The 18,691-nt window shown below is 72.1% G+C and carries 18 protein-coding genes; 12 read left to right on the top strand and 6 right to left on the bottom strand.

Annotation, left to right across the window (positions count from 1 at the left end; translation table 11 throughout):
- Positions 1-10 precede the first annotated feature (10 nt).
- From murG to AB0C33_RS30545, 9 genes are all read left to right on the top strand, one after another.
- Positions 11-1,087 carry an undecaprenyldiphospho-muramoylpentapeptide beta-N-acetylglucosaminyltransferase gene (gene murG, locus AB0C33_RS30585; RefSeq protein ID WP_358293938.1) on the top strand — a complete coding sequence of 359 codons (1,077 nt, stop codon included), beginning with the start codon at positions 11-13 and terminating at the stop codon, positions 1,085-1,087.
- Positions 1,084-2,481 carry a UDP-N-acetylmuramate--L-alanine ligase gene (gene murC, locus AB0C33_RS30580; RefSeq protein ID WP_358293937.1) on the top strand — a complete coding sequence of 466 codons (1,398 nt, stop codon included), beginning with the start codon at positions 1,084-1,086 and terminating at the stop codon, positions 2,479-2,481. Before murG ends, murC begins: the two co-directional genes overlap by 4 nt.
- A gap of 73 nt (positions 2,482-2,554) precedes the next feature.
- Complete coding sequence (locus AB0C33_RS30575) at positions 2,555-3,217, top strand: FtsQ-type POTRA domain-containing protein (RefSeq protein WP_358293935.1); 663 nt, start codon at positions 2,555-2,557, stop codon at positions 3,215-3,217.
- A gap of 335 nt (positions 3,218-3,552) precedes the next feature.
- A complete protein-coding gene (gene ftsZ / locus AB0C33_RS30570; protein WP_358293934.1) occupies positions 3,553-5,058 on the top strand; it encodes a cell division protein FtsZ in 1,506 nt (501 codons plus the stop codon).
- Between the two features lie 151 nt (positions 5,059-5,209).
- Positions 5,210-5,902, top strand: a complete 693-nt coding sequence (locus AB0C33_RS30565) for a YggS family pyridoxal phosphate-dependent enzyme (RefSeq protein WP_352358431.1) — start codon at positions 5,210-5,212, stop codon at positions 5,900-5,902.
- A gap of 138 nt (positions 5,903-6,040) precedes the next feature.
- A complete protein-coding gene (gene sepF / locus AB0C33_RS30560; RefSeq protein ID WP_358293933.1) occupies positions 6,041-6,541 on the top strand; it encodes a cell division protein SepF in 501 nt (166 codons plus the stop codon).
- Between the two features lie 80 nt (positions 6,542-6,621).
- Positions 6,622-6,915, top strand: a complete 294-nt coding sequence (locus AB0C33_RS30555; protein WP_125630468.1) for a YggT family protein — start codon at positions 6,622-6,624, stop codon at positions 6,913-6,915.
- Between the two features lie 108 nt (positions 6,916-7,023).
- Positions 7,024-7,899, top strand: coding sequence for a DivIVA domain-containing protein (locus AB0C33_RS30550; protein WP_352325076.1), 876 nt, complete (start codon positions 7,024-7,026; stop codon positions 7,897-7,899).
- A gap of 41 nt (positions 7,900-7,940) precedes the next feature.
- Entirely contained in the window at positions 7,941-9,731 is a 1,791-nt protein-coding gene (locus tag AB0C33_RS30545) for a hypothetical protein (protein WP_358293931.1), read from the top strand.
- A gap of 90 nt (positions 9,732-9,821) precedes the next feature.
- Here AB0C33_RS30545 and AB0C33_RS30540 read toward each other — a convergent pair whose 3' ends face one another.
- The 3 genes from AB0C33_RS30540 to ileS all read right to left on the bottom strand — a co-directional run bounded on the left by AB0C33_RS30540 (position 9,822) and on the right by ileS (position 14,030).
- Complete coding sequence (locus tag AB0C33_RS30540) at positions 9,822-10,220, bottom strand: hypothetical protein (protein WP_358293929.1); 399 nt, start codon at positions 10,218-10,220, stop codon at positions 9,822-9,824.
- A gap of 63 nt (positions 10,221-10,283) precedes the next feature.
- Positions 10,284-10,751, bottom strand: coding sequence for a hypothetical protein (locus tag AB0C33_RS30535; protein WP_358293928.1), 468 nt, complete (start codon positions 10,749-10,751; stop codon positions 10,284-10,286).
- A gap of 138 nt (positions 10,752-10,889) precedes the next feature.
- Positions 10,890-14,030: an isoleucine--tRNA ligase gene (gene ileS, locus AB0C33_RS30530; RefSeq protein WP_358293926.1), complete on the bottom strand. Its 3,141-nt coding sequence runs from the start codon at positions 14,028-14,030 to the stop codon at positions 10,890-10,892.
- Between the two features lie 451 nt (positions 14,031-14,481).
- Here ileS and AB0C33_RS30525 point away from each other — a divergent pair, with 451 nt between their 5' ends.
- Genes AB0C33_RS30525 through AB0C33_RS30515 form a run of 3 tightly spaced genes read left to right on the top strand, consistent with a single transcriptional unit; the run spans position 14,482 to position 16,389 of the window.
- Entirely contained in the window at positions 14,482-14,871 is a 390-nt protein-coding gene (locus tag AB0C33_RS30525) for a TraR/DksA C4-type zinc finger protein (protein WP_357705396.1), read from the top strand.
- Entirely contained in the window at positions 14,835-15,467 is a 633-nt protein-coding gene (gene lspA, locus AB0C33_RS30520) for a signal peptidase II (RefSeq protein ID WP_358293924.1), read from the top strand. The genes AB0C33_RS30525 and lspA overlap by 37 nt, the downstream gene beginning before the upstream one ends.
- Positions 15,460-16,389: an RluA family pseudouridine synthase gene (locus AB0C33_RS30515; RefSeq protein WP_358293923.1), complete on the top strand. Its 930-nt coding sequence runs from the start codon at positions 15,460-15,462 to the stop codon at positions 16,387-16,389. The genes lspA and AB0C33_RS30515 overlap by 8 nt, the downstream gene beginning before the upstream one ends.
- 8 nt (positions 16,390-16,397) lie before the next feature.
- On the opposite strand, the gene AB0C33_RS30510 is transcribed toward AB0C33_RS30515, so the two are convergent.
- The 3 genes from AB0C33_RS30510 to AB0C33_RS30500 are packed head-to-tail and all read right to left on the bottom strand — an operon-like array spanning position 16,398 to position 18,682.
- Positions 16,398-17,702: a protein kinase gene (locus AB0C33_RS30510; protein ID WP_358293922.1), complete on the bottom strand. Its 1,305-nt coding sequence runs from the start codon at positions 17,700-17,702 to the stop codon at positions 16,398-16,400.
- Positions 17,703-17,711: 9 nt separating this feature from the next.
- Positions 17,712-18,023 carry an AzlD domain-containing protein gene (locus AB0C33_RS30505; RefSeq protein WP_358293921.1) on the bottom strand — a complete coding sequence of 104 codons (312 nt, stop codon included), beginning with the start codon at positions 18,021-18,023 and terminating at the stop codon, positions 17,712-17,714.
- A complete protein-coding gene (locus AB0C33_RS30500; protein ID WP_357968077.1) occupies positions 18,020-18,682 on the bottom strand; it encodes an AzlC family ABC transporter permease in 663 nt (220 codons plus the stop codon). Before AB0C33_RS30500 ends, AB0C33_RS30505 begins: the two co-directional genes overlap by 4 nt.
- Between the last annotated feature and the right edge of the window lie 9 nt (positions 18,683-18,691).

Below are 18,691 nucleotides of genomic sequence, written 5' to 3'. Positions count from 1 at the left end.
AGTGACCGAGATGAGGGTGGTCCTCGCCGGTGGGGGGACGGCCGGGCACATCGAGCCCGCGCTCGCCCTTGCGGACGCGCTGCGCCATCTTGACCGGAGCGTCGGCATCACCTGCGTGGGCACCGAGCGCGGCCTGGAGACGCGGCTCGTGCCCGCCAGGGGCTACGATCTCGAACTGGTGCCGGCCGTGCCGCTGCCCAGGGCGATCACCCCGAGCCTGCTGACCGTGCCGGGCCGGCTGGCCGGGGCGATCAACGCCGTGTCGGGCGTCCTCGACCGGGTCGGCGCCGACATCCTGGTCGGGTTCGGCGGCTACGTCGCCACGCCCGCCTACCTGGCGGCCAAGCGCAAGGGCCTGCCGATCGTCGTCCACGAGGCCAATCCCCGTCCCGGCCTGGCCAACCGGCTGGGCGCCCGGCTGACCGACCACGTCTTCACCGGCTTCCCCGACGCCGCGCTGCCCAAGGCCGAGTTCATCGGCACCCCGCTGCGCCGCGAGATCGTCACGCTCGACCGGCTGTCCACCGGCGACAAGGCACGCTCCTGGTTCGGGCTGGAGAACGACCGGCCCACGCTGCTGGTGTTCGGCGGCTCGCAGGGCGCCAGGTCGCTCAACCAGGCCGCGCTGGCCGCCGCGCCGGTGCTGCGCCGGGCCGGCATCCAGGTGCTCCACGTGCTCGGGCTGAACAACACCGTCGAGCACGAGCCGCCGCCCGGCGACCCCCAGTACGTGCTGCTGCCCTACGTCGACCGCATGGACCTCGCCTACGCCGCCGCCGACGTCGCGCTGTGCCGCAGCGGGGCCCTGACCTGCGCCGAGCTGACGGCCGTGGGGCTGCCGGCCGCGTACGTGCCGCTGCCGCACGGCAACGGCGAGCAGACCGTCAACGCCGAGCGCGTCGTGCGCGGCGGCGGCGGCCTGATGGTCAACGACTCCGACCTGTCACCCGATTGGATCATCCAGAACGTGCTGCCCATGCTCCACGACCCCGAACGGGTCGCCGTCATGTCGGAGGCCGCCTCCCGGCTGGGGCGCAAGGACGCCGATATCATGCTTGCCAGGAAAGTGTTGGAGATAGCCCGATGAGTCTCGTCAAGCTGGTCGATCCCGTAGCCGTCGAAGACCTCGGCCGCGTGCACTTCATCGGCATCGGCGGCGCGGGCATGTCGGGCATCGCCCGCATCCTGCTCAAGCGCGGCGTCCGCGTCACCGGAAGCGACGCGCGCAGCTCCGAGCTGGTGACCGAGCTGCGCGAACTGGGCGCGACCGTGCACATCGGGCACGCCGCCTCGCACATCAGGGACGTCGACACCGTGGTCGTATCCACCGCCATCCGCGACTCCAACCCCGAGCTGGGCGAGGCGCTCAAGCAGGGCCTGCGGATCATCCCGCGGGCCGCCGCGCTGGCCTCGGTGATGGCCGGCCGCACCGGCGTGGCCATCGCCGGCACCCACGGCAAGACCACCACCACCTCCATGCTCACCGTGGCGCTGCAGAAGTGCGGCGCCGAGCCGTCCTACTGCGTGGGCGGCCAGCTCGTCACCACCGGGCTGGGCGCCGACGAGGGCGCGGGCCGGGTGTTCGTGGCCGAGGCCGACGAGAGCGACGGCTCCTTCCTCATGCTGGCCCCCGACATCGCCGTGGTGACCAACGTCGAGGCCGACCACCTCGACAACTACGGCGACCCGCGCGCGGTGCACGACAGCTTCGCCCGCTTCGCCGACCGGGTGGGCTCGCTGCTCATCGTCTGCGCCGACGACCCGGGCGCCGCCGAGCTGGTCGGGCGGGCGCGCGAGCGCGGGCTGCGGGTCAGGACCTACGGCGAGCGGGGCGAGGACTACCGGGTGACCGGCGTGCGTCCCGACGGGTTCGGCACGGTGTTCTCCATCGAGGGCAGGGGAGACGTGCGGCTGGCCGTCCCCGGGGCGCACAACGCCCTCAACGCCACCGCCGCCATCGCCGTGGCCGACGAGCTGGGGCTGGCGTTCGAGGACATCAGAGACGGCCTGGCGGCCTTCACGGGGGCCAAGCGGCGCTTCGAGGCCAAGGGCGAGGCGGGCGGCGTCGCGGTGTTCGACAGCTACGCCCACCACCCGACCGAGCTGGCCGCCGACCTGCGGGCCGCGCGCGACGTCGTGGCCTCCTACTCGGGCACCGGCCGGGTCATCGCGATCTTCCAGCCCCACCTGTACTCGCGCACCCGGTTCTTCGCCGACGAGTTCGGCGCCGCCCTCGGGCTGGCCGACGAGGTCATCGTCCTCGACGTCTACGGCGCGCGGGAGGATCCCGAGCCGGGCGTGTCCGGCGCGATGGTGGCCGGGCGCGTGCCGCTGCCCGCCGAGCGGGTGGCCTACGCCCCCGACCGGGCGGCGGTGCCGGACCTGGTGGCCGGGCGGGCGCGGCCGGGTGACATCGTGCTCACGATGGGGGCGGGCGACGTGACGGAGCTCGGGCCGCAGCTCGTGGCGCGCCTGTCCTGAGCCGTACGGGCGTGGCGGGCGGGCGCCGGGCGGCCCGGCGGCGTACGTTCGAAGCCGGCGTGCGAGGAGGGCGATGAAGGCGCGTAACGCGTTCCTGGTGCTGTTGACGGCGGGGGTGGTCGGCTCGGCCGCCTGGCTGGTGTTCTTCTCGCCGGTGCTGGGCGTGCGGTCGATCGAGATCGTGGGAAATCTCACAGTGACCAGCGAGCACATCGAGCAGCAGGCCGCCGTCCCCGACCTGCATCCGCTGGCCACGGTCGACCTGGCCGACGTCCAGGCGCGCGTGCTCGGCATCCGGCAGCTCGCGACGGCGAAGGTCGACCGGGTGTGGCCGGGCACGCTCAGGATCGAGGTGGTCGAGCGCGAGCCGGTCGCGGTGATCCCCGCGGGCGGCCGGTTCGCGGTGGTCGACAAGCAGGGCGTGGTGATCGAGGTCAAGGACACGTCGCCGTTCATGCTGCCGTTGCTCAAGGTCGACCGGCCGGCCGCGGGCGACCCGGCCACCATGGCGGCGCTCCAGGTCGTCCAGGCGTTGCCGCCGGTGGTGGCGGGCAAGGTCCGGCAGGTGCGCGCCGCCTCGGCCGAGGGCGTGACGCTGGAGCTGTCCGACGGCCGTACCGTCCTGTGGGGCGGGGCCGACAGGCCGCAGGAGAAAGGCCGCATCCTGGTCTCGCTCCTGAGCCGCAAGGCCACCCTGTACGACGTCAGCTCTCCCGACGTCGTCACCTTGAAGTGATCACGAGTGTCAGGGTCTGGCAACTCCGTGGCAAGGGCATCGCGTGCCTGTGCGAGGTGGGGGTCGCGGCGTGAGAGCCTGTAGATCGGAGCTTCGGCAGAGGAAGGCCCCGACCAGGCGCGACTCCGGAGCGAATCGGACAGCCCGCGACACGCCGGACGTGCTTGCGGCGCGGTTAGTTGACCCGCCTGGTAGGGGCCTCCTACTGTCCGTATCAATCCTCAGGTTGACATAAATCTAAATCTCAACCTGAGGTTGAGAGTTACGAAAACTGAGAAAAAGCGGAGACGATCCGCACCGAAATGGCAAGTCAACGAGCGGAAAGGCCCCTCGTCGTGGCAGCACCGCAGAACTACCTCGCGGTCATCAAGGTCGTCGGCATTGGCGGCGGCGGAGTGAACGCCGTCAACCGGATGATCGAGGAGGGACTCAAGGGCGTCGAGTTCATCGCCATAAACACCGACGCCCAGGCGCTGCTGATGAGTGACGCCGATGTGAAACTCGACGTGGGCCGCGAGCTCACGCGCGGACTGGGCGCCGGAGCCAACCCCGACGTGGGGCGCAAGGCGGCCGAAGACCACCGTGAGGAGATCGAGGAGGTCCTCAAGGGGGCCGACATGGTCTTCGTCACGGCCGGCGAGGGCGGTGGCACGGGCACCGGCGGCGCGCCGGTCGTGGCCAACATCGCCCGGTCGCTCGGCGCGCTGACGATCGGCGTGGTGACCCGGCCCTTCAGCTTCGAGGGGCGGCGTCGCGCCTCGCAGGCCGAGGCCGGCATAGAGACACTGCGCGACGAGGTCGACACCCTCATCGTGATCCCCAACGACCGGCTGCTGTCGATCTCCGACCGCCAGGTGAGCGTGCTCGACGCGTTCAAGGCGGCCGACCAGGTGCTGCTGTCCGGTGTCCAGGGCATCACCGACCTGATCACCACGCCCGGCCTGATCAACCTCGACTTCGCCGACGTCAAGTCGGTCATGTCGGGCGCGGGCTCGGCGCTCATGGGCATCGGCCACGCGCGCGGCGACGACCGGTCGGTCGCCGCCGCCGAGATGGCGGTCTCCAGCCCGCTGCTGGAGGCGAGCATCGACGGCGCCCACGGCGTGCTGCTGTCGATCGCGGGCGGCTCCGACCTCGGCCTGTTCGAGATCAACGAGGCGGCCCAGCTCGTCTCGATGGCCGCCGCGCCCGACGCCAACATCATCTTCGGCACGGTCATCGACGACGCCCTCGGCGACGAGGTGCGGGTCACCGTGATCGCGGCGGGCTTCGACGACGTGCCGCCGCCGGCCGAGAAGCCGCTGCCCAGGCCGGCCGCCCGGCCCGCCGCGCAGCCCGCTGCGCCGGTGTCGTCCTCGGCCCTGCGGCCCGGTGTGCCGGCGTCGCCCAGCGTGAAGTCCGAGCCGCCCGCGCCGCGCCCTGAGCCGAGGCCCGAGCCGCGTCCAGAGCCGCGTGCCGAGCTCCGGTCGGAGCCCCGCCAGGAGTTCAGGCCGGAGCCGCGCCAGGAGTTCAGGCCCGAGCCCAGGCAGGAGTTCAGGCCCGAGTCGCGCCCCGAGCCTCGCCCGGAGTCGCGCGAGTTCAGGCCGGAGCCGCGCCCTGAGCCCCGGCCGGAGCCGCGTCCCGAGCCGGTGCGGCCGGTGGAGTCGGTCCAGCCCGCCGAGCCCGTCGCCGCCCTCGGCGACGACGAGCCGCAGGCCCCGGTCTCCATCCCGAGGCCCACGCCAGAACCGGCCAACCCGCCCACGCCCATCACCTCCCGCATGTCGGAGCCTCCCAAACGTCCTCGGGTGATCTTCGAGGAGCAGGAGGAGGAGCTCGACGTCCCCGACTTCCTCAAGTAGCTCACCACCCACCGCCGCTCCCCGCAGGCGTACGGGAGCGGCGCCGTCGTGTGTGCCGGGATCCGACCCGCGGCACGGAAAGGGGGCCATCGTGGCGTACGGCGTACAGGCCGAACTGCGGGGCGATGGAGGCAGGGAGAGGGAGACAGACGTGCGGAGGGACGAGATCGCGGCCGGTCTCACCGAGATCGAGGACCGCATCGGCGCGGCCTGCCACGCGGTGGGCCGCGACCGCGGCGAGGTCACCCTGATCGCGGTCACCAAGACCAGACCGGCCGACGACGTGCGCATCCTGTGCGAGCTGGGTGTGCGCGACGTCGGCGAGAACCGCGACCAGGAGGCCGCGCCCAAGGCGCACGAGCTGGCCGGCCTGCCGCTGACCTGGCACTTCGTCGGCCAGCTGCAGACCAACAAGGTGCGGTCCGTCGTCGGGTACGCCGACGTGATCCACTCGCTCGACCGCCTCCGGCTGCTGGAGGCGATCAGCAAGGAGGCCGTGCGGCAGGGCCGCAAGGTCGGCTGCCTGATCCAGGTGGCGCTCGACGACGACCCCTCCAGGGGCGGCGCCCGGCCCGCCGACGTGCTCGCGCTGGCCGACGAGGTGGCGCTGGCCGACGGCGTGTGGCTGGGCGGCGTCATGGCGGTCGCCCCGCTGGGGGTGGAGCCCGCCCGCGCCTTCGCCGTGCTGCGCGAGGTCGCGACCCGCGTCCAGGAGCAGCATCCGCGGGCCACGATGGTCTCCGCGGGCATGAGCCAGGACCTCGACGAGGCGGTCGCGTACGGTGCGACACACGTGCGGATCGGTACGGCGTTGCTCGGTCGTCGCAGGCCCTTCGTCAGGTAATGTCCCCTCAAGTGGGTCTTCAGGCCCATGATCAAGTAGAGGTCGATCCGCGGTGAGCTCCAAGGGGGTACGGCTGCCGCCTCGGCCCCGGCGACGGGTCCGAGCCAGTGCGACCATGAGCAGGAGGACGACGTAGCGATGGCCGGCGCGATGCGCAAGATGGCGGTCTACCTCGGTCTCGTGGAGGACGACCGCTACGAGAGGTACGAGACCTACACCGACGAGTACGCCTACGACGACGATGTCCAGCGGCCCGGCGAGGAACGGCCCGTGGCGGTCCAGGACCGCGACGAGGAGGCCGACTCCGCGGTCCCCGCGCCCAGGCCCGCCACGACGATCCTGGAGCGCCGCACGACCGACCTGGCGCGCATCACGACCCTCCATCCCCGGACCTACAACGAGGCCCGAACCATCGGAGAGCACTTCCGCGACGGCACCCCGGTCATCATGAATCTGACCGAAATGGTTGACAGCGACGCGAAGCGGCTCGTGGATTTCGCGGCAGGTCTGGTCTTCGGCCTACATGGAAGCATTGAACGTGTTACCAACAAGGTGTTCCTGTTGTCCCCTGCCAATGTCGAGGTGACCGCCGAGGACAAGGCCCGAATCGCGGAACGCGGGTTCTTCAACCAGAGTTAGAGTCTCTGTATGTCCATCGCACCCAACCGGGTCCACGCGCGGCCGGGAGGGCACACCAGAAGTGGAGGCGCGGCCGGGCCGTGGAGATCGTGAGTGGGATCTTGGTCGTAGTCCTGTCTCTGTATTTGGTACTGCTCATCGGCAGGATGATCTTTGAGACGGTGCAGGCGTTCGCCCGGCAGTGGCGGCCTTCCGGGGTCGTGCTGGTGCTGGCGGAGGCCACGTACACCGCGACAGACCCACCTCTCAAGTTCCTCCGCCGTTTCATTCCCCCGCTCCGGTTGGGTACGGTGGCCTTTGACCTAAGCTTCACTGTCCTGTTCATCGTCGTTCTGATCTTGATCCAGATCGCTGGGTCACTGGGCGGCCGGTGAGGCGGGCTGGTGGGGTGGCCGGTCGTGATCCAACTCGTGTCCGCGCTGAAGTGATTCGGGTTCACCGTCCCTCCGGACAGACTCCAAGCGCGCCAAGGAGACCAAAAAATGCCGCTGACGCCCGCTGATGTGCGGAACAAGCAGTTCAGTACCACCCGGCTGCGGCCGGGCTACGACGAGGAGGAGGTCGATGCCTTCCTCGACGAGGTGGAGGCTGAGCTCGACCGCCTGATCCAAGAGAACGAGGAGCTACGCGCCAAACTGGCCGAGTGCCTGCGTGGGAAGGTGCCGGGCGGCATGGGCATGCCCATGGCCTCCGCGCCCGTCCAGGAGCAGCCGAAGCCGGAGATGATGGCGCCGCCGCAGCCGGAGCCCATGCGGGCCCCCGAGCCGCAGCCGATGCGAGCCCCCGAGCCGCAGCCCGTGGCCATGAGCATGCCTCCCGCCGAGGACAACATGGACACCGCGGCCCGCGTGCTGGCCCTCGCCCAGCAGACCGCCGACCAGGCGATCGCCGACGCCCGCCGGGAGGCGGACGAGACGGTGACCCGCGCCCGCCGCGAGGCCGACGAGATCCTCACCAAGGCCCGCCGCCAGGCCGAGCAGGTCATCGGCGACGCCCGCGCCCGCGCCGAGACGCTTGAGCGCGACGCTCAGGAGCGCCACCGCCAGGCGATGGGCTCGCTGGTGCAGACCCGCGACGAGCTCGAGCGCAAGGTCGAGGAGCTGCGCAGCTTCGAGCGCGAGTACCGCAGCCGCCTCAAGCTCTACCTGGAGAACCAGCTCGCCGAGCTCAACGTCTCCGCGGAGGGCAGCGGCGGGTTCCCGGTCATGTCCGGTCCGCAGGGTCAGGCCCCCGCCATGTCGCACGCGGTTCCCCAGGGTGGCCAGCAGCCTCTTCCCGGTGGCCCCAACCCGTTCGGCGGCGAGGCTCCGCAGGGCGCCTTCCCCGGCGGCGACGGTCCGCACAACGACCGCCGGTAAAGTAACGGGTCACTAGGACCTGTCACTCGAAAGAGCCCCCTGTGATCCTTATCAGTGCTGGTTTGGTGCTCGCGGCGGTCGTGTTGCTGATCGCGGGCTTCGTACTGGCTAAGCCGTTCCTGATCATGTGGTCCATCGTGGTCAGCGTGCTGTCCGCGCTGTTCCTGGTGATCGGGGCGTTGCTGCGGCGTCACGAGCTGTTTCCCGGTGGTGGGCGGGCCGCTGCGCCGGCCACCCCTCCGGCCCCGCTCCCGCCGCCCGGCCTGCCGTACAACCAGACCGGTCCTGCCGGGCCCCAGCCGCACCCGCGGCCACAGCCCCACCCGCATCCGCACCCGCAGACGCTTCAGCGGACCGCCGTTCCGGCCTCCGCGCCTCGCCGCCCCGCGGCGAGCGGCATCTCGCCGGACGCGATCGTGCTGGTGATCCCGGGCCGCAAGAGATACCACGTGCCGGGCTGCCGCCAGCTGGCCGGACGGGATCACGAGGAGCTCACCTACGAGGAGGCACGCGAGGAGGGCTTCACGCCCTGCACCACGTGCCTTCCGGACGCCGCGCTCGGCGGACGGCAGTTGCCGCCTGCCGCCGACCCCGAGCCCGTCGTCGTCCCCGGCCCCGGTGCCACCCCCTCCGCCGTGGCGGAGAGCCGGGCCGAGACCTCCGCGGAGACCCGGGACCTGCGCCCGCCGGTCGTACCGCCGAAGCCCGACACGAAGGCTTCCACCCCCACCCCGGAGCCCGCCACCCCCCGCGAGGAGGGCGCCACCGGGTGGTTCGGCCGTCCGGCCGCCGCCGCGCAGGCGAGCGACCCGGCCACGTCCCCCTCCTCGCCCGCCGCCGCGCCTGACTCCGAGGTCGGTCCGGACGACGAGCAGGGGGAGATCCAGACTTCCTACTTCCGGCCGCCGTCTGAGCGTGAGCGGCCCGCGCGTCCCTCTTCGCCGGACGACGCCAAGGGCCCGTCGGCCGCCCCTTCGCGCCCTGCCGCCGCCTCCAAGGGGGCGCCGGCTTCGGGGGCGTCCAAGAGTTCGGCCGAGGGCTCGTCCGAGAGCCCGTCGGCTGAGGGTGAGGCTCCGGCCAGGTCGTCCAAGGGCGCGGCTGCGGCCAAGGCCGGTGCGGGTGCGGGTGCGGCGGCTGCGGGTCAGACGGGCGCTGACGCGGCTGGTTCCGGCAAGTCGGTCGAGAGCGCGCCGGGCAAGCCGTCATCGGCCGCCCGGCCGTCGCCCGCCGCCCGGCCCGCCGACGGGCCCACTGACCGGCCCGCCCGGCCCGCCGACGGGCCCGCCGCCCGGCCCGCACGGCCTGCCGACCGGCCTGCCGATGACGGTGAGGACGCGTCCGACCCGGACACGGCGCCGCAGCCTCGTGTGACCGCCTCCGGGCTGCCGGTCCAGCCGGAACCCTCTGGTGGGACTTCCGGGGCGTCCGAGCGGCCTTCTGGGGCTGCGCCGGCCCCTTCCGCCCGTCCAGCGGCGGCCTCCCCGGCGCCGAAGACCGGGAGCAAGGACACCGAGCCCGGCACGACCGGCAAGGAGAGCCCGGCGAAGGAGAGCCCGGCGAAGGAGAGCCCGGCGAAGGGCGAGACGCCCGGCGCCAAGCCCGGCAAGACGGGTGAGGGCTCGAAGGGCGAGGCCGGCGGCACGTCCGGTCCGGCCGGGCGTCCAAGGACGGTCAAGGTCATCACCGGCACCCGTCGCTACCACAGCGCCACCTGCCCGCTGATCAGGGGCGCGGGGGAGACGGGCGTGGAGACCATGACGATCCCCGAGGCCGAGGACGCCGGTCTGACCAGCTGCCCGGTGTGCCAGCACGACCGCGAGACGGCCAAGTAACCCCCACCCGCCCCAGACCCGCCGCGCATTGACCGACGGGCCTTCGGGGCTCAAGGACGCCCATCTCCATGGGGCGGGCTCAAGGGCCGTTCACATCAGCGGGCCTTCCGCGCTCGTCTGGCGTCCGCCAGGGCGGGCGTCAGGGGTGGGGGCTGTGGCGCAGGCGAAGGAACCAGGGGTGGGGCGGGGAGCCGTGGACTTGTGGAGGAGCCGCACCTCCAGTGCGAGGTGCCGGAGGTCGTCCCGCATGATTGTCAGGGTTGTCAGGGGACGGCGGATCCGCGGGTCGCGGCGGTGGGTCCACTCGTCCTCGGCGGACTCGTCGAGCATGAGCTGGAACCGCCAGGGTGCGCCGGGTCTGATCGCGGCGTGCACGTCCCAGCCGGTCAGGAGCCGCCGGACGGCGAGCCGGTCACGGCGCAGCGGCGCGACGAGCTCCTCCAGGGGCGCGGCCTCCCAAGGGCCCCACGGCGTGTCGATTCGCGTCATGTCCGCACTTCTCCGGACGAGGTACGCCGGGAAACCCCGAACGCCCCCGCGACCAGGCAGAGCTCACCGGGCTCTCCACGCGGCCGCCGTCCTGCTGGTGGACTTGGCCGTGACGGGCCCGGCCCGCGGGGCGGGCCACACCTGGATCAGGTACTCCTCGATGGGGGCGTCGTCGTCCCGGGGGTCGCCGTCGTCGCGGTTGCGTCCGTGGACGCGCAGCCGGTAGTCGCCCGGGCCGGGCAGTTCCAGCTGTGGGGCGGGGTTCTCGCCGTCGCCCGTCGTCGCGAAGTCCATGAACGCCGATCGCCAGGCGACGGACACCTCGGCGACGTCCTGCCAGCCGTCGGTGGTCAACGGCGGGGCGGCGTCCCACAGTTCGGCGGTGACGACGATGTCGCCGACCTCCTGGCCGCACACGACGCGCGCGCCGTCGCCGTCGGGATCGGCCTGGACCAGGCCCGTCGCGGTCATGTCCCACGCGAACTCCGTCACGAGATCCTCGCCGGTCAGGTCGACGGTGGACGCGTCCACGAACACCCGAGCGCAAACGCGGCGGATCGGAGTCGGCACAGAACTGGGTCCCTTCGGAATGCGAGAGGAGGCGAACGCGCGCGGGGGCGCCACCGAGGTGATCGGTGGCGCCCCCGCGTGGACGGATCGCGGCCCGGGTCAGGCGCGGCGGAGGTGGAACGTCAGGCCCAGGTCCTCGTCGTGGTGGGCCGGGAGGTCGTTCTGGGCGCCCTCGGTGAGGGACGCGGCCAGGACCTCGTCGGCGACCGTGCCGCCGCCGGAGCGCAGCGCGGCGGCCAGATCGGGCGAGGAGGCCGTCCACCACAGGTCGATGCGGTCGGTGATCGACAGGCCGGAGGACTTGCGGGCCTCCTGGACCAGCCGGATCACCTCGCGCAGCAGGCCGGCGCGGCGCAGCTCGTCGGACAGCTCCAGGTCGAGGGCGACGGTCTCGCCGGTGCCGGTGCCGATGGCGCCGGTCTCCACGGCCCAGCCCGCGCGCGGCTGCTCGGTGACGATCACCTCGTCGGGGCCGAGCATGATCTCGCCCAGCTCGTCCGCCTCGATCATGACGGGGGTGCCGCCACGCAGCGTACGGGCCACGCGGGTGGCGTCGGCGGCGGTCACCGCGGCGGCCACCAGCTTGGTACGCGACCCGAACCGCTTCCCGAGCGCCCGGAAGTTCGGCTTCACCGTGTACGACACGAGATCGGCGTCGAATCCGGACATGTCCTCAAGGGCCTGGACGTTCAGCTCGTCCGCCACCAGCCCCCGCAGCTCGGCGGGCAGCGACGGCCAGCCGTGCGCGCCCACGAGCGCCCGGCGCAGCGGCTGCCGCGTCTTCACGCCGGAGGAGGCGCGGGCCGAGCGGCCCAGCTCGACCAGCCGGCGGACCAGGGCCATCTGGTCCGACAGCGCCGGATCGAGCAGGTCCTGGCGCACCTGCGGCCAGCTGGTCAGGTGGACCGAGGAGGGCGCGCCGGGCGCGCGCAGCACGTCCCAGAGGTAGTCGGTGACGAACGGCGTGATCGGCGCCATCAGCCGGGTGACCGTCTCCAGGCACTCGTACAGGGTGGCGAACGCCTCGCGCGAACCCTGCCAGAAGCGGCGGCGCGAGCGGCGGACGTACCAGTTGGACAGGTCGTCGAGGAAGTCGGCCAGGCGGCGGCCGGCGCGCTGGGTGTCGTACTCGTCGAGGGACGCGGTGACCTCGGCGACCGTCCGGTGCAGCTCGGCCAGCACCCAGCGGTCCAGCAGCGGACGCTCGGCGGCCGGCGGAGCGGGCTCGGACGGGCTCCAGGACTCGGCGTTGGCGTACAGGGTGAAGAAGGAGGAGGTGTTCCACAGGGTCAGCAGGACCTTGCGGACGATCTCCTCCAGGGCGTTGTGCCCCACCCGGCGGGCCGCCCACGGCGATCCGGAGCAGGCCATGAACCAGCGCAGCGCGTCGGCGCCGTGCTGGTCCATCAGCGGGATCGGCTCCAGGATGTTGCCCAGGTGCTTGCTCATCTTGCGGCCGTCCTCGGCCAGGATGAGGCCGAGGCAGAGCACGTTCTCGTAGGAGGACTGGCCGAAGACCAGCGTGCCGACCGCCATCAGCGAGTAGAACCAGCCGCGGGTCTGGTCGGTGGCCTCGCAGATGAACTGCGCGGGGTAGACGCCCTCCGGCTTGCCGTGCTCGCCCCACTGCGCGAACGGCATCGAGCCCGAGTCGTACCAGGCGTCGATGACGTCGGGCACGCGGGTGGCGAGCTCGCCGCAGGAGGGGCAGTCGAAGGTCACGTCGTCGACGTACGGGCGGTGCGGGTCGAGCGCGGAGACGTCCTGGCCGGCCAGCGTGCTCAGCTCGGCCAGCGAGCCGACGCAGGTGACGTGGCTCTCGTCGGCCGAGCACACCCACAGCGGCAGCGGCGTGCCCCAGTAGCGCGAGCGCGACAGCGACCAGTCGACGTTGTTGCGCAGCCACTCGCCGAACCGGCCCCACTTGATGGTCTCGGGGAACCAGTTGGTGTTGGCGTTCTCCGACAACATCTGGTCCTTGACCGCGGTGGTGCGGATGTACCAGGACGGGAGCGCGTAGTACAGCAGCGCGGTGTGGCAGCGCCAGCAGTGGGGGTAGGCGTGCTCGAAGTGGGTGCCCCGGTACAGCAGGCCGCGGCGGCGCAGGTCCTCGGTGAGCTCCTCGTCGGCGTCCTTGAAGAAGCGGCCGCCGACCATGGGCACGTCGTCGAGGAACCGGCCGTCGGGGCCGATCGGGTTGACGATCGGCATGTCGTACCGCTTGATGACGGCCATGTCGTCGGCGCCGAAGGCGGGGGCCTGGTGGACCAGGCCGGTGCCGTCCTCGACGGTGACGTAGTCGCCGAGCACGACGTAGTGGGCGCCGGGGATGTCGACCAGGTCGAAGGGGCGGCTGTAGCGGGTGCGCTCCAGCTCGCGGCCGGTGCAGCGGGCCACCTCGGTGACGTCCTCGCCGAGGACCGACAGCAGCGGCTCGGCCACCACCAGCACCTCGCCGTCGGCGGTCCTGGCCGCGACGTAGGTGACGTCGGGGTGCACGGCGACGGCCGTGTTGGACACCAGCGTCCAGGGGGTGGTGGTCCAGATCAGCAGCGCCGCGCCCAGCTCGGCCAGCGGCCCGGACGTCACGGGCATGCGCACGTAGACCGACGGGCTGGAGACGTTCTCGTAGCCGCCGGGCTGGCCCAGCTCGTGGTCGGACAGGCCGGTGCCGCAGCGCGGGCAGTACGGCGTGATGCGGAAGTCGCGGAACAGCAGCCCCTTGTCGAAGACGACCTTCAGCGACCACCAGACCGACTCGATGTAGGACGGGTCCATCGTCCGGTACGCCTGGGACAGGTCGATCCAGTAACCCATGCGCTCGGTCATCTGCTCGAACGCGTCGACGTGCCGCAGCACCGACTCGCGGCACTTGGCGTTGAACTCGGCGATGCCGTAGTCCTCGATGTCCTTCTTGCCGGTCAGGCCCAGCTCGCGCTCGATGCCGACCTCGACGGGCAGGCCGTGGCAGTCCCAGCCGGCCTTGCGCGGGACGCTGAAGCCGCGCATCGACTTGTAGCGCGGGAACAGGTCCTTGAACACCCGGGCCTCGACGTGGTGCACGCCGGGCAGGCCGTTGGCGGTGGGCGGGCCCTCGTAGAACACCCAGGCGGGGTTGCCGGCGTTCTGCTCGACGGAGCGCTCGAAGATCTTCCCGTCCCGCCAGCGGTCGAGGACCTCGCGCTCGAGCGCGGGCAGGTCGACCTGCGCGGGAAGAGAGCGGAATGATGGGGAAGACATGTCGGGCGGGACCTCCACGCGTCGTCGGCCGGTTGTGGCGTGCGCGAAGGGACGAAGCCTCGCGGCTCCGCGGTACCACCCTTCTTGGCCTCCGGGGAGGCCCTCTTCATTCGCTTGCTGCCGGGTCTAGTGAGCTCTGCCGAGCCGTTCTTCCGGCGGCTCCGGGGTGATATCCCTCACAGCATCGCTCGCGGTGGGGCCCCATCAACGCCTTGCAGTCTCAAACCATAACGCAGAGTGGAGCCGAAGACTTCCAGGTTTCCTCCCGCAGCCGGGGGCGTTGGTACGCAAGGAGGAAATTTGTGGGAATGGACGTCCCCGGGGAGGAGTTGAACGGGCGAGGCGGGATAGTACGGGTGAGGTAAACCATCCGGCGGGTCGTTTGCCGTTCCGTTATGAGGATCCTAAGCTGCCCGCACCATTCACGGCCTTGATCAGCATGGAGGCAGCCATGGCGGCAGTCACGCAGACCGCTACACCGTCGATGTGGTCGGAAGAGGAGCTGGCCGAGGTACGCGGCAGGCTGCGGACCGAGATCGACGAGCTCGAGGCCGACATCCTCCGCCACGAGTCGGAGATAGCCTCTGGTGACGTCACCCAGGGCGCGGGCGACGACCAGGCGGACGCCGGCGCCAAGACGTACGAGCGCGAACGCGAGATCGCCCTTACCCTGAATGCGCGCGATCTGGTCGCGCAGAACGAACGTGCGATCGCCAGGATCGACGCAGGGACCTATGGAGTGTGCGAATCGTGCCACAAGCCGATCGGCAAGGAACGTCTTCAGGCGTTCCCGAGGGCGACGCTGTGCGTGGCCTGCAAGCAGAAGGAGGAACGCCGCTAGGCAGGCCACGCGGACGTCTCCTCGCGATCCTCACCTCGCTGGCGGTCGTCGTCTACGCGGCTGACCTGATCAGCAAGACGATCGTGCTGCGAACGCTCGAAGGCAAGGCGCCGCTCGTCGTCCTCCAGGACGTCCTGCAGTTCCGGGTGATCTTCAACTCGGGTGCGGCGTTCAGCATCGGCACGGGGATGACGTTCGTGTTCACGTTCATCGCGGCGGGCGTGGTGGTGGCGATCGTGCGCACCGCGCGCAAGCTCCACAGCCTGCCGTGGGCGATCACTCTCGGGCTGCTCCTCGGCGGGGCGCTCGGCAACCTGACCGACAGGCTGCTGCGCTACCCGTCGGGGTTCGGCCGGTCCACGCAGCTCCAGGGGCACGTCGTGGACTTCATCGAGGTGCTGCCCGGGCACTTCCCGGTGATCGACTACTTCCCGGTGTTCAACGTCGCCGACTCGGCGATCGTCTGCGGCGGCATCCTGGCGGTGCTGCTGGCCTGGCGCAACGTGCAGATCGACGGCACCAGGGAGACCGAGACCACCGAGGAGACCACCGCGGGGACCACCGCGGAGACCGGGAAGGAGCCCAAGGATGGCTGAGCGGCGGAGCCTGCCCGTCCCCGACGGGCTGGAGGGCGAGCGGGTCGACGCGGCGATCTCGCGGCTGTTCGGCTTCTCGCGCACCCGCGCGGCCGAGCTGATCGCCGCCGGCGAGGTGCAGGTCGACGGCGGGCAGCCGGCCAAGTCCGACCGCGTGCACGCCGGCGCCTGGCTGGAGGTGACGCTGCCGCCCCCGGTCAGCACGCCGATGCCGGTGGCCGAGCCGGTGCCCGGCATGACGATCGTCTACGAGGACGACGACATCATCGTGGTCAACAAGCCGATCGGGGTGGCCGCCCATCCCACCGTCGGCTGGACCGGCCCCACAGTGATCGGCGGCCTGCTCGGCGCCGGGCACACGATCGCCACCAGCGGCGCGGCCGAGCGGCAGGGCATCGTCCACCGCCTCGACGCCAACACCACGGGCGCGATGGTCGTGGCCAAGAGCGAGCACGCGTACTCGATGCTGAAGCGGGCCTTCAAGGAGCGCACGGTCGACAAGCGCTACCACGCGCTGGTGCAGGGCCACCCCGACCCGTTCAGAGGCACCGTCGACGCGCCCATCGACCGCCACCCCTCGGGCGAGGGCAAGTTCGCCGTGGTCGCGGGCGGCAAGCCGTCGGTCACCCACTACGACACGATCGAGGCGTTCCGGGCGGCCTCGCTGCTGGACATCAAGCTGGAGACCGGGCGTACGCACCAGATCCGCGTGCACATGTCGGCCCTGCGCCACCCCTGCGTCGGCGACATGCTCTACGGCGCCGACCCCACGCTCGCGGCCCGGCTGGGCGTCACCCGGCAGTGGCTGCACGCGGTCTCCCTCGGCTTCGAGCACCCGGCCACCGGCGAGTGGATGTCCTTCAGCACCGACTACCCCGAGGACCTGCAGAAGGCGCTCGACGCCGTCGCCGCCGACACCTGAGCCGGCCGCTACTCCTCGCCGTCCTGCGACGGGTCGATCTGGCCGGGGGTCCTTGAGGGGGCGTCGTCCTTCTTCTTGTCCTGCTCGTCCCGCTGGGCCGCCGACTTGGTCGGCGTCGGCTTCTTCGCCGGGGACTTCGCGGGGGTGCTGGTCCGTTCGCCGCTGGTGGGCGAGGGGGCGCTGCGCCGGGGCGCGGCGGACTGCGAGGGACGCGCGGACTGCGAGGGATGCGAGGTCGCGGGGGGCGGCTCGGAGTCGGTGACGGTGGTCGTCGGCGGGTCCGTCGGGGCGTCGCTGCCGGGCGGGGTGACGACCGCCGGGATCGTCGGGGCGCGGCCCTGCACCGGCTGGTCCGACTGCTTCGTCCACCAGGCCGCGCCGCCGGTGACCAGGCCCACCAGCAGCGCGCCCGCCGCGATGGCCAGGATCGGCATCCTGCGCGGGCGGCGTACGGCCATCGGGGGCACCGGCACCGGGCCGGTCTGCTCCAGCGGCCCCCCGGTCAGGACCAGTCTCAGCCGCTGCTCGGCCTCCTCCAGCGACATGCGCTGCGCGGGGTTCTTGCGCAGCAGCCCGAGCAGCACGGGGGCGAGCACGCCCGCGCGGGCCAGCGGTTCCGGCTCGGCGTGCATGACCGCGCCGAGCGTGGCCAGGGCGTTGTCCCGGTGGAAGGGGGAGTGGCCCTCGACCGCCATGTACAGCGTCACGCCCAGCGACCACAGGTCGGAGGCGGGCCTGGCCTGGCCGCCGGCCGCCCGTTCGGGGGCCATGAAGGCGGGGGTGCCGATGAGGATGCCGGTCCTGGTGACGGGGGCCTCGTCCTCGGTGGTGGCGATGCCGAAGTCGGTGAGCACCGCCCGGCCGTCCTCGGTCAGCAGCACGTTGTCGGGCTTGACGTCACGATGGAGCACGCCCGCCGCGTGCGCGGCGCGCAGCGCCTCCAGCAGTTGCAGCCCGATGGCGGCGACCTTCGTCGGCGGCAGCGGGCCGTCGGCGCGGATGGTCTCGCCCAGGGTGCGGGAGTGCACGAGCTGCATGACGATCCACGGATGCCCGCCCTCCTCCAGCACGTCGTAGACGGCCGCCACCCCCGGATGCGCCACCCGGCCGGCCGCCCGCGCCTCGCGGAACGTGCGCACGGCGAACACCTCGCGCTCAGGGCCGCTCAGATCCGGTGGTGGCAGCACCTCCTTGACGGCCACGTCACGGCCGAGCACCTCGTCGTGCGCCTGCCACACGGTTCCCATACCGCCCTGGCCGATCGTCCTGAGCAGCCGGTAGCGGCCACCGACCATCCCCGCAGAATCGGACATGCACGGCGACTACCCAAGAAACATCCGGGCAAGCGCGGTGACGACGGCCGCCGCCGCCAGGATCACCAGGAACGGCGCCCGCAGCACCAGGGCGACCACGGCCGCCACCAGCCCCGCCGTCCGTGCCGGGTCGAACGCGGGCCTGCCCTGCTCGGTGAACATCTGCACCGCGATCAGGGCCGACAGCAACGCCACGGGCACCAGTTCGGCGAACCTGCGCACCGCCGGATGGTCCAGCACCCGGCGCGGCGCGGCCAGCCCGGCCAGCTTGAGCGCGTAGCAGCCGAGGCAGACCGCGACGATCGCCCACCAGACCGTCATCGCACCATCACCACCAGCACCGCGACCGCCGACAGCAGCACCGGCACGCCCGGCGGGAAGAACGGGCTGGCCGCCAGCGCGACCGCCGCCCCGGCCACCGCCAGCACCCGCAGCCGCCCGCTGGCGGCCAGTCGCGGCCACAGGATGGCCAGGAACGTGGCCGGGCCCACGGCGTCGAGGCCGAGCACCCGCGGGTCGCCCAGGAAGGACGTGCCGACCGCGCCGGCCAGGGTGGTGAGGTTCCAGGCGACGTACAGGCTGGCGAAGGTGGTGAGGAAGCCGGTGCGCGCCGACGGCTCGTCCGGCTGGGCCAGCGTGACGGCGGTGGTCTCGTCGATCACGCCGTGGGCGGCCAGCAGCCGGCGCGGGCCGCGGACGTTCAGCAGGTCGGCCAGGCGCAGGCCGTAGAGGGTGTTGCGGCCGCCGAGCAGCAGCGCGCCCGCGGCCGCGGCCGTCAGGTCGCCGCCCGCGCCGATCGCCCCGGCCAGCGCGAACTGCGAGGCGCCGGTGAAGGCCAGCAGGCTCAGCACGCACGCCTGGGGCACGCTGAGCCCGGCGGTGATCGCCGCCGCGCCGAACGCGAGACCGGACAACCCCACGGCCAGACCCACACCGAGGCCGTCACGCACCGCGGCGGAACGGCGAGTTGTCTGTTCCATGGGAAACAG

Origin of the sequence: Nonomuraea sp. NPDC048881 (assembly GCF_040649795.1) — a bacterium.
Classification (GTDB): domain Bacteria; phylum Actinomycetota; class Actinomycetes; order Streptosporangiales; family Streptosporangiaceae; genus Nonomuraea.
The sequence above is the reverse complement of the archived record's forward strand: the minus strand, read 5'-3'. Positions and strand labels throughout refer to the sequence as shown.

Bases quoted from the DNA above. Each gene is read 5' to 3' on its own strand.
- murG (WP_358293938.1), top strand. From the start codon at position 11: ATGAGGGTGGTCCTCGCCGGTGGGGGGACGGCCGGGCACATCGAGCCC.
- murC (WP_358293937.1), top strand. From the start codon at position 1,084: ATGAGTCTCGTCAAGCTGGTCGATCCCGTAGCCGTCGAAGACCTCGGC.
- AB0C33_RS30575 (WP_358293935.1), top strand. From the start codon at position 2,555: ATGAAGGCGCGTAACGCGTTCCTGGTGCTGTTGACGGCGGGGGTGGTC.
- sepF (WP_358293933.1), top strand. From the start codon at position 6,041: ATGGCCGGCGCGATGCGCAAGATGGCGGTCTACCTCGGTCTCGTGGAG.
- AB0C33_RS30550 (WP_352325076.1), top strand. From the start codon at position 7,024: ATGCCGCTGACGCCCGCTGATGTGCGGAACAAGCAGTTCAGTACCACC.
- AB0C33_RS30540 (WP_358293929.1), bottom strand. From the start codon at position 10,220: ATGACGCGAATCGACACGCCGTGGGGCCCTTGGGAGGCCGCGCCCCTG.
- ileS (WP_358293926.1), bottom strand. From the start codon at position 14,030: ATGTCTTCCCCATCATTCCGCTCTCTTCCCGCGCAGGTCGACCTGCCC.
- AB0C33_RS30525 (WP_357705396.1), top strand. From the start codon at position 14,482: ATGGCGGCAGTCACGCAGACCGCTACACCGTCGATGTGGTCGGAAGAG.
- AB0C33_RS30515 (WP_358293923.1), top strand. From the start codon at position 15,460: ATGGCTGAGCGGCGGAGCCTGCCCGTCCCCGACGGGCTGGAGGGCGAG.
- AB0C33_RS30510 (WP_358293922.1), bottom strand. From the start codon at position 17,702: ATGTCCGATTCTGCGGGGATGGTCGGTGGCCGCTACCGGCTGCTCAGG.
- AB0C33_RS30505 (WP_358293921.1), bottom strand. From the start codon at position 18,023: ATGACGGTCTGGTGGGCGATCGTCGCGGTCTGCCTCGGCTGCTACGCG.
- AB0C33_RS30500 (WP_357968077.1), bottom strand. From the start codon at position 18,682: ATGGAACAGACAACTCGCCGTTCCGCCGCGGTGCGTGACGGCCTCGGT.